Origin of the sequence: Desulfovibrio sp. (assembly GCA_016208105.1) — a bacterium.
In the GTDB taxonomy this organism is placed as follows: domain Bacteria; phylum Desulfobacterota; class Desulfovibrionia; order Desulfovibrionales; family Desulfovibrionaceae; genus Fundidesulfovibrio.
The window spans coordinates 126,698-140,073 of sequence record JACQYS010000019.1 but is presented as its reverse complement, the minus strand read 5'-3'; the positions used below and the strand labels follow the sequence as shown (position 1 = coordinate 140,073).

Below are 13,376 nucleotides of genomic sequence, written 5' to 3'. Positions count from 1 at the left end.
TCGATGGAGAATGACAGTCATTCTTCCCGTTTGACGGCCTTGGTTATTTGGTTCAATAGACGACCGATGATGACAGTTTTCATTCCCACGTTCGAATGATTATCAGATGAAAATACTTTCCAATGTTGCTCTTGCGGTCCTTTCGCTAGTACTTTTTTTCGGTGGCCTTGAATTGTGCGTACGTTTTCTTTCACCTCTCCCCGCCACGTTCAAAGCCAAATTGCCTGATGCCTTTAAGGACATCGCTGTACTGGACGACGAACTAGGCTATAGGCTCGTCTCTCAGCTGTCCAACATCGACCAGCAGAGCAGATTATTTGCCGGGCACGTGGTGTCTATTGCCAAACCTCCGGGTACCTTTCGGATCATCTGCATCGGTGGATCCACTACCTTGGGCGTCTACAACTCAAAGCTAGATTCCTATCCTCCCGTTCTTCAATCCTTGTTCGATTATGCGCTTGCTAATTGCAATAAGAAGGTTGAGATCATTAACGCCGGTATGATGGGATATCATAGTTGGCATACACGTCTGCGAGCTGAAACAGAATTGGATTCTTTGTCTCCGGACATGTACTTACTTATGGATGGGCTCAATGACGTAGTTGCTGCCGCCGCTATTGAAGATATCAATGAGGCCATAAAGCAACGCGAAATCTTCACAAAACTTATTAACACCACCCCAAGGCAAACGTCCATCCTGGCCCAGGTGCTTCACACCTTCGAGCGCCTAGCATTCTATCGTCTTGCCAAGCAGGCAGTTAGCACCCTGATATTGAATGACATCATGGAAAAAAAAATGGAGGCCTTTGGGTTCCGAGGTAACATAGAATCTTTCATCAGAGAGCGCCAAGCTAAGGGCATCGGGGTTACACTGGTTAATTATGGTTGGATTACGCGCGACAAAGCTTCCTCGCAGTCGGAAGCGGCGCGTATCCCTTATGATTTTAATATTCAACTTTACCAGTTTGGACGAAGCTACGTGAGCAGAATAAACAATGAGATTTCCCGTAAGCTCGACGCGCCCCTGGTCGACCTTCAAATTCTCATTGATGCTCTTAGTGATCGCTCTCCTCTACTCTATAGGGTCTTCACTGATGAAATGCATTATACTCCATATTCTGACTTCTTTGTTGCCAGACATATATTCGCTGAATTGCAGACAAACAAATTTCTAGCTGAGTTTCTGAACGACTGCACCCTGCCCGCATCCGACCAAGTGGACGCCCACTTTGCCTTTCGTTTTGCCTGGGGAGAGCACTTCGTTGGCTACGGACGCCCACGAAGTACGGATAAGCCCGTCCTCGCGCGAGACATTGAGACGCAAAATATTGTCATTGGTCACACGGATGAGGATGGTTGGTGCGAATTAACTCCCCACAATTCTGATGAAGAAGGGGTGGTCACTTTGCGCCTAGTTCTGGAGAACACAAACGGGGTGCTGGCATGTTTCCCCAGAATCTTCTCCAACAGAGGGTGGGTCACGGTGGAGGCATTTTTGGAGGGGGCCTGGGTTCCCCTTGCAAATATGGTGAAGTATCAAGACGATGGACAATGGTCGCCTGTCGGGGCTCGCTACGGCTTCTCTGCTGACAAACTTAACCCCAACGATACAACCGTAAGAGTCAGACTTATAGGTAGCGGCGCCCAACTCTTCCAAAAGGACGGGAGCATCTTTTTTAAACAACCACGTTGAGTTCTAGATGTTTACAAGTGTAAATATCTCACGATTTAACAAGGTATGCAGGAACTCTTCTGAGACGTAAGAAGTTGGTGTTGTTGTGGGGGGGGCGTCTGGAGAAATGATAGTTATATGTTCAAGAATAAGCATTCAAGCGTGATTATTCTCTTCGATCAATTGAAAGAATGAGTAATAGGTCTCTCTACTTGAATCTGCTGATGCGAAGGTTCCAGGATAAACAGGGTAACGATATGTTGTGTCTGCTCTACCACCACACAAACGCACACTACGGTACAAAGATGTCAAGCCTTGTGGATTGACCGTCCCGGTCCCAGGGCTCCGATCAGGCATCCAGCTCCGAGTATGGTCACGGCCAGGGGAGCGCCCAGCCACTGGGCCAGGCTTCCGGCCAGGAGCGCGCCGAACGGCGCAACCCCCATGTAGAGCATGGTGTAGAGGGACATCACCCGTCCGCGCATCCCGTCCGGAGCAGCCAGTTGGAGCATGGTGTTGCAGCTGGGCATGAGCACCATAAGGCAAAAGCCCGAAGGGGCGATAAGCGCCACGGCAATCCAGTAGTGCGGCGCCTGGGCGAACAGGACCAGAGCCGCGCCAAGCCCGGCGCAGCCCCACATGGCCAGGCTGCGCAGCCCTTTGGCTTCTCCCCGGCTGGCCATGTACAGCGCACCCGCGATGCTGCCAGCACCCGAGGATGCGGTCAGGTAGCCCAGCCCCTGGGGACCGGCCTTGAACACGTCTCCGGCGAATGCGGGCAAGAGGACAATGCCTGATGCTCCCAACAGGCTGGCCATGGATATGAGCAGCAGGATGGACCTCACCAGGGGGGTACTCCAGGCGTAGCGGATTCCTTCCATCAGGTGCTCGCGCACCCCGGCCTCACGTCGTGCAACTGTGGCTAGTTCAAGGCGCATGGCCAGAAGGCTCGCTATCACAGCGAGAAAGCTTACGGCATTTAAGCCGAAGCACCAGCCTTCACCCACCCAGCCCACGAGTAATCCGGCCAAGGTCGGGCCGACCACCCGGGCCAGATGGAAGATCGAGGAATTGAGCGCGATGGCGTTATGCAGGTCCTCCTTGCCGACCATCTCCACCACGAAGGAATGGCGCGTGGGGATTTCCAATGCGTTCACCAGGCCCAAGAATGCGGCGCACAGCACGATATGCCACACTTCGATATGGCCAGACAGCGTGAGCAGGCAGAGGGCGGTGGCCTGGACCAATGCCAGGGCCTGAGCCCAGACCAGGAGGCTGCGTTTGGGAAAACGGTCGGCCAGCACCCCGCCGAACAGCCCGAAGAGAAGAATCGGGATCATGGCCGCGAACCCAACCACTCCAAGAGCCAGGCTCGACCCGGTAATCCTGTAGACAAGCCATCCTTGCGCAGTGGACTGCATCCAGGTGCCGGTTAAAGAGACGAGCTGGCCGCAGAAGTAGAGCTTGTAGTTGGGGTGCCGCAGGGACCTGAAAAGAGGGGATTTACTCACGGCGGCGGATGCTAGGAGCATGACGGTGGGGCGTCAAGCGTCGACACAATTGGATACTCTTTGGACTAATAGTCTTCAACAGACAGGGATGTCCCTGCAAATTCTGGGGCAAGTAAGCGCAAGCTGGTGAAGGCCATGGCCAAAGCCCGACCGTCTCCTGGTGCGAAGTTGACAGCAGGTGAAGCTTGGGGTTTACCGTTCCAGAGGTCATAGCGCAGAACCAACGTATTATCTCCTGCCTTAACGTCGACATCGAGAAGTACGCTTTTAGCGTTCTGGAGCCAAGGGGCTGCGGGTAAGTTCTCCAGGCGCTTTACAATGGAATCGTTGATAAGCACCGTGAATCCTTGCCCAGGGATTGGGTTGTTTAGTCCCATTTCTAAACGTATGCGTCCAGATTTTGGCACGTTAAAACGAAGTGTTGTTTCTGGCCCGCTTCCCCAACGATAGGAGCCCTCGGGTGTGCTTTCAACCTGAGATAGGTCACGTATGGCAACTGGTAGGTCAAGGAGGAACTCCTCTGGCGGAGTAGGCAAGATGGTCAGTTCCATCTTGCTGAAACTCACTGCGTTGCTCATGGTGTAGAAACTAGGAGTGAGACTAGAGGAGGTCATGGTGCAAGTCACATCCACGGTTCGATATGGGTTGGGTGCGCGTAGAATAATTCGTTTAGGATGTGTTCCGGCCTGGGCCGAAGAGGAGAACACTTCCTGTGCTAGAGCGTCATCAAAGGAACAAGTCACAACCATACTGTTGCCACTTCCTTCCAATGCGTAGTGCAGATCAAGGGTTATATCTGTGGTTGGAACAGGTGTGTCGTTCTGATATCGGACAGTGAAGCTTCCTGGGGTGTCAAAGGCGGAAGGGAAAATCACATGCGCCAAGGGAGATAAGTATATTTGCACGTCCTGGGCCTGCCAGACCTTCTTCAGAAACTCGGGTGCATAGGCCGTAAAACTCGTTTTTGCTGGATATGAGTTCAAGCGGATGCCTGGAGATCTGGCGTAATTCCAACGGTGGATTGTTGAACAAGAGAGTGTGTCAATGCTGTATTCCTTGCCGAAGTCAGTCAGAAGTTGTTGGGCCCTCCGGGCAACCTCAACTGGGTTGTCCGCGTCAGAATAGATGGGGCCACTGGCCACCAGGGCAAGGTTTACATTGGAATCTTTTGGCGTGAGGGAATTGTGGTTAAGATTAAGTGATGAGAACTGGCGAGTGTACCAATTGACAAAGTTGAGCTCAAAAATTTGGTTGAACAAAACAGAATGTGGATTTCCCAACCCGCGTGGCAACTCTAAGGCGATCTTCTTGTTGCATTCCTCATATCCGAAGATTGAAGCTTGTATAGAATAGAGTGCATCGTAGCGTGACAGAAAGATGGTCACAGCAGCGCAAATTGGGATGGCGAGAGCCGCTGCCTTGACAAGAAATTGAATGCGTAAGAGCCATACAAGAGAGTGTGCACAAACCGTCAACAAGCATGGAATGATGAAAGATAGATGCCAAGGTTCATAGAATAATCCGTACTTGGCGAGAATAAGAGCAATAATCGGAAGAAAGATGCTAGAAGCAAGAAAAAAGAACGCAAAACAATTCTTAGAAAAAAGAAGCCCCATGCCCAAACCGAACAATAGCCACCCGGCTATATTTGAAGTCTCGGAGGGGAAGATTGCCATCAATTTGTTCAAATTGGTGATACTTCGTTCCAGGGTCCACAGCATGGAGATGTTCAGGTCAAATCCAGGGAATTTTCCCAGTCTGTAGATGAACATGGGAAGATTTACAGCCATAGACACGCAACTTATCATTAGAAATTGTATGAGGTTAGATCGGATTTGCGACCGCCACGATCCGGGAAGTAGACATCCTACGAGGAACATCTGTGAGCCCACAACAAGCAGCGCGTTGAAGTGGAAGAGTAAAAGTGCCAGATTGAGACAGGTAAGCTTTATCAGATTTTTGCGGCAAGGGGCGCGCAAAAAATCCAGGAGCCAGGAAAGGGAAACGATGGTGAGGCAGACGATGTAAGGATGGGGTCTCACTGTACGCGAAATTTGGATGTGCAGAAAATACCCGGCCAGCAATGCTGCCGCAATAAGTGCGGATTCACGTGAGATCAGGCGTGCCGCAAAGCGATGCAGAAAAAAGACTGCTGCAGTTCCGGCCAGGGCTGGAAAGAAACGGGTTGCGAAATCGGAATGGCCGAAAAGCAGGAGTAACTTGGATAGGTAATAGAAGTATGGGGGGTGCGCATCAGTGGCAAGGGCGCGAATGAGGATGAAGAGCGGGCTTTGCTCCGCTGCCAACAGCACGAGAGCCTCGTCACGCATAAGGGTTGGGGAATCCAGCCAGGCGAAACGCAGTATAAAGCCTATGACAACTATGATCATTAGGATTACTGATTCTCCTGGCACGGGTGAGGCGTTCTCCTCGGCCGGGATAAATATGCTTTTAGCTTTCAAATGAATGATCCCCCAAATAGTAGAGAGGCGGAGTAACTCGCTCGAGTTCAGTTATTTCGTCAACGCATTCCCCAGGTTGACGATGCGTCCCTCCAGCCTCGGAGAAAGGGGGGAGTGGCTGGAGAAGTAGTCGGCCAGGGCGTCGCTTATGGGCATACCGAAGGCGTAAACCCGTTTAGCCTTCTCTTTGAGCATGGCGTATCCATCGCCGCCCTTGAGCAAATAGCCGCTTGAAGCCAGAGGATAGGACTTTTCCGGGCCCACCGGCGAGTAGCCCCCATCCGGGTCCAATATCTCCGCGGTGACGATCCGTTGTCCCACTGGCTTGCGCGGGTCGAAGGAAATTTTAAGTCCCGACAACTGCAGGAACCGCCCGGAGCCCGAGGCCCCGGATTGGGTGGCCAGGCCCACGCTGTATTCCAGCACCTCCAGGAGGTCCTTGCCGGAGAGCTCGAAGGTGGCCACGTTGTCCGTGAAGGGATAGACCGTGAGCAGGTCGCCCAGGCTCACATCCCCGGCCTTAAGCCCGGCTCTCACGGCCCCGCTGTTGATGAACGCGGCCCGAACGCCCTGGCTCTTTGCCGAAAGGCGGACCGCGTCGGCCATGACGTCACCAAGGCCGCACTCTCCATGCCTGCAATCCGCCAGAAGAGGTTCGGTGAGCTTGCCCACGGGCTGGCCCAGGAGAGGCTTCAGCTCTTCCTGCCAGGCCGATACTTTGGCCAGCATGGCCTGGTCCTGCGGTTTCGTGGCGTTGAGGGTGATCGGCGCACCGGCCCAGGCCACGGGAATTCCTTTCGAATCGAAATCCACGGTCAGGTCGCCCAGGTACTTCCCCCAGGCTTCCGCCTGAACGATGAGCACGGGCCTGCCGGAAGGAGAGGACGCCACCACGGGATACGGCCCGGCCGCTTTTGGGTCGGTGTTGGAGAGCAGGCTGTGGCTGTGCCCGCCAACGATGACGTCGATGCCTTCAACATTGGCAGCCAGTTCCCTGTCACGCTGCAAACCCACGTGAGTGAGTGCCACCACGATGTCCGCTCCCTGGGCGGCAACGTCTTTCACAGCCTGGCGCAGCGGTTCGTCCGCTTTCGTGAAAGTCATGTCCGGGCCAGGGTTGGAGAGCTTGGCGATGTCCTCGTTGGCGATACCGATGACCGCGATCTTTCTGCCCCCCATGGTGAAGATGGACCAGGGCTTGAATTTCCCCTTGAGGGACGCCTCGGCCGTGGCGTCTACGTTGGCGGCCAGGACAGGGACGGAAAGGCCCGTAAGGAAAGTGTCCGCCAGCATCTTTGGGCCGTCGTCGAACTCGTGGTTGCCCAAGGTCATGGCCGAATAGCGCAGGGTGTTCATGGCGTCCCGGCTGGGCTTGCCCTTGAGCGCGGTGTAGAAGAGTGTCCCCTGGAACTGGTCGCCCGCGTCGAGCAGGAGCAGGTTGCCGCCTTGCTTGCGGGCCGCTTCCACCGTGGCGGCGATGCGCGGGTAGCCGCCGAAGCACTCTCCCTTGGCGGATTCGTCGGGGGTGCAGGTCTGGCCGAAGCTATTGAACTCGGCGATGCGGGCGTGGATGTCGTTGGTGTGCAGGATGGTCAGGCGGTAAGGCTTGGCCTCGGCGGCCCAGACGTGGGTCGTGAGAAGAGTGGCTGCGGCGAACACCGCAAGCATGCGGACGAATGGCATGTGGCCTCCAGAGCGGATACTGTTTAAAGCGGGCGGTGCTGGTGCACAGGTTCAGGCGACTACTTGGCGCGGGCTGAGTACGTGCCCCCCGCCGCCTCCACTTCCTTGAGCGCGAACGCGGCCATGTCGTCTAACCTGCCTGCCAGCACCTCGGACACCTCCACGCACATGGTCTGGTAGTCGTGCGGTTCGATGCCTATGACCACAGCATCCGGACGTTTGCCGATCAGGTCGCAATAGATAAGGGTGTCCACCAGGTCGGACTGGTGCATGGAATCCTTGAACGCCAAGGACTTGCGAAGCTCATCCCCGGTGCAGCGGTAGATGGTGCCCGGTTCCTGTCCGCCCAGGACCGCGTCCAGCACGATTGCCGTATCGCAGTTGAGAAGGGCATCCATCAGGCGCATGCCGAGCGTCCCTCCGTCCATCAGAGTCACGTTGTCCGAGAACTCGTATTCACTCTCCAGCTTTTCCATGCAACGCACGCCCACGCCTTCGTCGGTGTAGAGAATGTTGCCCACGCCGAGCACCAGAATCCTGCGCTTTTCGTCCATGTCCGCTCCCAGATGAAAGATGCAAAACATCATGCCCGGCAAATCTCCCGGGGGCAAGCCTGGCGGAGGTTTCAAAGAGATTGACTCAACATGACGTCCGTGCTTTATTTGATAGAACGTATAATTAGTTGTGTTACTATATCTATTAATCGATCTATAGTGAAAACAGGAGCCAGGATGCGAGACGACATCTTCCCCCTTCCGTATTGGGTCGAGAACGGGCGCCGAATCCTGTACATAACCTACAAGGGCGATTGCCGCATGGTTCATGTCAGTGGCAAGGATCTGCTTTTCACCACTCACACGATAAGCGATGCGCTCTCCTGTGTGCGGCCCGGAGACATCCTCCAGCTTCTGCCTGGAAAATACTGGCCGCCGATCCTGTTCGATGAAGAATCCGGCAACCCTCCAACCTGCCGGCCGGTGAAAATAAACGAGCTCAAGGGGGTCCCAGAAGTGCCCATCACCATCCGGGGCCTCGGAACCGCAACGGTGCTGAACGGTGGCCTGGGCGGCGTGCCGCACGACTCCATGCTCCCTGAGATGAAACACTTCGCTTTTTTCAAACTCTCGGACTGCGCCTGGATCGAATTCGAGAATTTCTCGGTAGAGAGCTGCTGGCCCACCTTCCTCTATATCGAGAACTCATCCTACATCACCGTTCGCAATGTGGCTGCCGTGGACAGCCGCTATTTGGTGTATGCCCGGGGGCAGGCCACCCACCATATCCTGCTGGAGAGCATCCACTGGCGCCAGGACCCCACTGGGTCCATGTGGCGTGATCTGCTTTGGCTTGATTCAAAGCGTAAGCGCTACTTCTACTACAATGGCGGAATCTTCGGCAGTGTTGGGATATCGGGCAGCGTGGTGCTCCGCAACAATACCATCTGCGATGCTTTCAATGCTGTACGCCTGAAGGCCGACAAGAAGAAGGAGAAATCACAAAACCACAACGTGGAAATTTATGGGAACCGCATGCTGCGTATACGCGACAATCCTGTTGAACCAGAACGCTCGGCCACCAATTGGTGGCTGCATCACAACGCAATCCACAATGCCCATGCCTGGTTCTCCCTGGACGAGGTGGCCGGAGGGTTCTGGTACTATTTCGCCAATACCGGATGGGTAACGGACAAGCCAGGCTCCCAACTGGACCCGAACCGTGGAGGTAAGGTTTACAAATACGACTCGGATGGAGTGATGCCCTCTCGTCCGGTGTTCGCCTTCAACAACAGCTATTCTCTCTATAATTCGCTCATAAAGGACGGGGCGACAACGTTTCTCACCCACCGCAACAACGCGGTGCTGTTCAGAAATTCGCTGCCAGCCTCGGCTTCGCAGGACAGGGAGGCTGGGTGCCCCCTGCCACCAGCTGTGCTCCGGCCTTTCACTGATGGCAACACCGGGGACGAACGTTTCCTGGGAAACGGCTTCATGCCTGGAGGGTGGAACCCAAGGGTCAGCTTCGACTGTGACCTGACCAACATCCCTTGGCCGCCTAAAATCGTGGACAACCATCAGGAAGCCAGGGGGGTGTTCGATCCTGGGGCTGAATTCGTGGATCCAAACAGGGGCGACATGCGTCTGACAGGAGAAACGCCGAGGGGCTGCCCGGTGGACTTTACCCGAGGTGTTGATTGGCCAGGAGCCGAAAACTGGACGTCCGGGCTTGAAACGCCCATGGGGGCATACGGATCAGACGGGAAGCCGATAGTGGGTCCGGCTTTCGTGTTCCTGCAACCGGAAGAGAGTGATGACAGCTATACTGAGATGCCAAGGCTGGTCCGCTTTGAAGAAGACAAATCCGACCTTGTGTTGACCTTTTCCGCACCCCTGGAAAGCAGACAAACGGTGCGGATTCGCGTGAAGGCGGGGAAGGGAAAAGAATGGGTAGAGGCCGCACTTTCGGGACGGGTTCTCCGGGCGAAGCTGCCGGAAGAGATGGTTGGACATCGCATCAAAAGGGTTTGGCTCCCTGACGACCTGAGAGGGGCGAATGGCGAATACGTTACCCTGTGGTCCAGTGTGTACTCAGGGCTCAAATTCTATAAGACCGGCCCGGTGTCCCGCATTGCTCCATCACGGCCAGTCTGCTTCTGCGACTGTGGAGCGGAGGATTGAGGTAGTCTTTGGTGGCCTGTATTTATCGTCATGGTGTGGAGGCGTAATGAGTGACAACATTCTTCTCGACATGCTCAAAAGGATTTCAGACGCCGGCGACTACCTGGACTGGAAGGCTCCTACAGACAAGCAACAGTGGATGAACGAATCCACGCTTCTTGTTGCATGTGACGAAGGGGAAGAACCGCTTTTGCGCTTGAGCGATACTTTAGTCACAGTGGTGGAATCAGGAAAATCAGTGGGACTATTGCAGCATGCCAAGGTGAAGCTCACGCCTGCTGGAAGGGAAATCTTATTGCTGTGTGGCAAGTAAGAATCGTATTCTGGAAATAATAAAGGGGCCGCTCTCGCGGCCCCTCTTCAATGCGAATCAATCCAAGGCTTACAGCACCTTGAAGCTGAGCACCTCGTTGGACTCCGGCTCGATCACGTGCACGCCGCAGGCGATGCAGGGGTCGAAGGAGTGGATGGTGCGCAGGATTTCAACCGGGCGCTTGGGATCGGCGATCGGGGTGCCGACCAGGGCTTCTTCCACCGGGGAGAGCTTGCCGGCCGCGCAGCGGGGCCCAAGGCTCCAGGTGGAGGGCACGACCAACTGGAAGTTGTTGATCTTGCCGCCCTTGATGTCGATCCAGTGGGACAGGGCGCCGCGGGGAGCGTCGACAAAGCCCACGCCCTGAGCGGAGTCGGGCATCTTCCAGTCCTGGTACAGCTTGGTGTCGCCTTTCTTTACGTTGGCGGCCAGCTTCTTGATCCAGCCTTCTATCTCGCCGGCGATGACCGCGGTCTCGATGCCGCGGGCAGCGGTGCGGCCCAGGGTGGAGAACAGGGCTTCCTTGCCAACGCCCAGGTTCTTCAGAACCATGTCCACGGTCTTCACCGTGGCTTTGTGCCCCTTGGCGTAAGCCACCAGGACTTTGGCCAGCGGGCCGGTTTCCATGGGCTCACCCATGTAGCGGGGGGCCTTCATCCAGGAGTAACGGTCCTTGTCCTCCAGGTTGGTGTACTGGGGATCGGTGACGCCCTCGTAGGGGTGCTTGGCTTCGTTGCCCTTGTACCAGGAGTGGGCCACGTGTTCCATGATCTGCTTCTGGTCCACGTCCTTCACACCAGCCAGGTCGCGCTTCATGATGTAGCCGGCAGGCAGGAAGCGGTCGGCCATGCCGTGCTCGCCCTTCTGCGGGAACTCGCCGAAGCAGATGAAGTTGGTGGTGCCGCCGATGCCGCCCCAGTCCTTGTAGTAGGAAGCCACGGCCAGCAGGTCGGGGATGTAGCATTCGTTGATGAACGCGTTCACTTCCTTGAACAGGGTCATGAACTCGGCGATGCGCTCGGGGCGCAGAGCGTCGTAGTTGGTGCAGCCGCCCACCACGGTGAACTGGGTGTGGGGGTTCTTGGCGCCGAAGATGGCCATGGCCCTGGCGGCCTTCACCTGCAGGTGCAGGGCTTCCAGGTAGTGGGCCGTGGCGATCAGGTTCACCTCGGGGGGCAGATAGTAGGCCTGGTGGCCGCCGAGGAAGTAAGCGTTGGTGAAGATGCCCAGCTGGCCGGAATCGACCAGGGCCTTCACCCTGTCCTGAACGGCCTTCAGGTCTTCGGGCTTGGTCTTGCGCTTGGAGATGGAGTTGGCGATCTTGGCGGCGGCGACCGGGTCGGCCTTCAGAGCGCTGGTCACATCCACCCAGTCAAGGGCGTGCAGATGATAGAAGTGCACGATGTGGTCGTGCAGGTACTGGGAAGCCATCACCAGATTGCGCATGATGGTGGCGTTCTCAGGCACGTTCACGCCAACGGCGTTGTCCACCGCGCGGGTGGAGGCCAGGGCGTGCACGTAGGTGCACACGCCGCAGGAGCGCTGGGTGAAGTGTTGGGCGTCGCGGGGATCGCGTCCTTTGAGGATGATTTCCAGGCCGCGGAAGAGCTGCGAGGAGCTCCAGGCATTTTTGATCTTGCCGCCTTCGACCTCGACCACCATGCGCAGGTGACCCTCGATGCGGGTGACGGGGTCGACCACTACCGGGCCGGTGAAGGAGCTCTGGGGCGTTTTCATTATCTGAGGCTTGCTGTCAGCCATGTCTTTCCTCCGTGAGGTGTGCTGCGGTTCGTGCTACGTGCGGACCAGACTAACGGGCGGAATAGAACGGGGACATGGAGTCCCAGAACTTCGGCTCGGAGCACCCGATGCAGGGGTGTCCAGCCTTCACTGGCCAGTTGGTCGAGTTGAAGAGAACCTTGGGACAGTTATTGTAGGTCTCAGGTCCGCGGCAACCGAGCTCATAGAGGCACCAGCCCTTCTTGGCTTCCGGTGAGTCGAAGCTCTTGGCGAATTCGCCCTTGTCGAAGTGGGGCAGACGCTCGCACAGGTCGTGCACCAGCTTGCCGAAGAACACTTTGGGACGCTGCAGAGAGTCGAGCTCGATCTTGTCGCCCTTCAGGAAAGCCACAACCGCGCCCACGAAGTTGATGGGGTTGGGCGGGCAACCGGCGATGTTGATCACGTCCTTGCGGCCCAGGAACTCGCTTACGGACACGGCCTGGGTGGGATTGGGCTTGGCGGCCTGGACGCCGCCGAAGGTGGCGCAGGTGCCCATGGCGATGATGGCCTTGGCCTTGGCGGCGCATTTCTTCAGGTTGTCGGCCATGGTATGTCCGCCAACCATGCCCCAGGTACCGTTTCCGATGGTGGGGATGGCGCCTTCATGCACGAGGACGAAACCGTCAGGGGAATTGATGGCGTCGTTCAAAGCCTTCTCGGCAGCTTCGCCAGCGGCGGCCATGATGGTTTCATGGTAGTCGAGGCTTATGGTGTCGAGGATAAGGGCGTCGATGAAGGGTTCATAGGTGCGCAGCACGGCCTCGGAGCAGCCGGTGCATTCTGCGCCGTGCAAGTAGATGACGCTGGGGCGTTTCTTCGCGGTCAGGGCGGCGGCCACTTCAGCGGCTGCGCCGGGCCCCATACCGAGAGCTGTTGCCACCGCCGCGCAAAACTTCATGAAGTCGCGGCGGGAGACGCCCTTTTCTTCCAAGCGTTTTTCGGCGTCGTCCTTGGCAAGACCAATGGATACGCGCATACGGACCTCCCAAATCGTTACAGGTTGGCTGGGTTGGTTGTTGATAAAGCCTCATTGCAAACCACGTGCGGCTTCCCCCACAGAGGCCGCCCCGGTGTGAATCCAAAGGCATAAAACCTGACTTTCTTAGGCTGGACAGTTCCATAGCATAACCTGAAGTCCTTTTCTAGTGGAAATTGTGACTTGGCGCACAAGTCGTATTTGGACCCAGTGGAACTTGTGGAGTACGGACGTTCAACTCGTCATTTTGTGAGAAAAACAGGGTGAAAAGTCCGTTTTGCGAGGGAAAACCGCAGATAGTG

General features: G+C 56.1%; 9 protein-coding genes. 3 read left to right on the top strand and 6 right to left on the bottom strand.

Annotated features, from left to right (window positions below):
* Nucleotides 1-106 precede the first annotated feature (106 nt).
* A complete protein-coding gene (locus HY795_10505) occupies nt 107-1,693 on the top strand; it encodes an SGNH/GDSL hydrolase family protein (GenBank protein ID MBI4805652.1) in 1,587 nt (528 codons plus the stop codon).
* 287 nt (nt 1,694-1,980) lie between these two features.
* Here HY795_10505 and HY795_10500 read toward each other — a convergent pair whose 3' ends face one another.
* The 4 genes from HY795_10500 to HY795_10485 all read right to left on the bottom strand — a co-directional run bounded on the left by HY795_10500 (nt 1,981) and on the right by HY795_10485 (nt 7,882).
* A complete protein-coding gene (locus tag HY795_10500) occupies nt 1,981-3,204 on the bottom strand; it encodes an MFS transporter (protein ID MBI4805651.1) in 1,224 nt (407 codons plus the stop codon).
* 44 nt (nt 3,205-3,248) lie between these two features.
* The gene (locus tag HY795_10495; protein ID MBI4805650.1) at nt 3,249-5,573 is read right to left on the bottom strand and encodes a glycosyltransferase family 39 protein; all 2,325 of its coding nucleotides are present in this window, start codon (nt 5,571-5,573) and stop codon (nt 3,249-3,251) included.
* 123 nt (nt 5,574-5,696) lie between these two features.
* Entirely contained in the window at nt 5,697-7,328 is a 1,632-nt protein-coding gene (locus HY795_10490) for a 5'-nucleotidase C-terminal domain-containing protein (protein MBI4805649.1), read from the bottom strand.
* Between the two features lie 59 nt (nt 7,329-7,387).
* A complete protein-coding gene (locus HY795_10485; GenBank protein MBI4805648.1) occupies nt 7,388-7,882 on the bottom strand; it encodes a HyaD/HybD family hydrogenase maturation endopeptidase in 495 nt (164 codons plus the stop codon).
* 177 nt (nt 7,883-8,059) lie between these two features.
* On the opposite strand from HY795_10485, the gene HY795_10480 reads away from it, so the two are divergent.
* Nucleotides 8,060-10,003 carry a right-handed parallel beta-helix repeat-containing protein gene (locus HY795_10480; GenBank protein ID MBI4805647.1) on the top strand — a complete coding sequence of 648 codons (1,944 nt, stop codon included), beginning with the start codon at nt 8,060-8,062 and terminating at the stop codon, nt 10,001-10,003.
* A 46-nt stretch (nt 10,004-10,049) separates the two neighbouring features.
* Nucleotides 10,050-10,316: a hypothetical protein gene (locus tag HY795_10475; protein ID MBI4805646.1), complete on the top strand. Its 267-nt coding sequence runs from the start codon at nt 10,050-10,052 to the stop codon at nt 10,314-10,316.
* Nucleotides 10,317-10,385: 69 nt separating this feature from the next.
* Here HY795_10475 and HY795_10470 read toward each other — a convergent pair whose 3' ends face one another.
* Nucleotides 10,386-12,077: a nickel-dependent hydrogenase large subunit gene (locus HY795_10470; protein MBI4805645.1), complete on the bottom strand. Its 1,692-nt coding sequence runs from the start codon at nt 12,075-12,077 to the stop codon at nt 10,386-10,388.
* 49 nt (nt 12,078-12,126) lie between these two features.
* Complete coding sequence (locus tag HY795_10465; protein ID MBI4805644.1) at nt 12,127-13,074, bottom strand: hydrogenase small subunit; 948 nt, start codon at nt 13,072-13,074, stop codon at nt 12,127-12,129.
* Nucleotides 13,075-13,376: the final 302 nt, after the last annotated feature.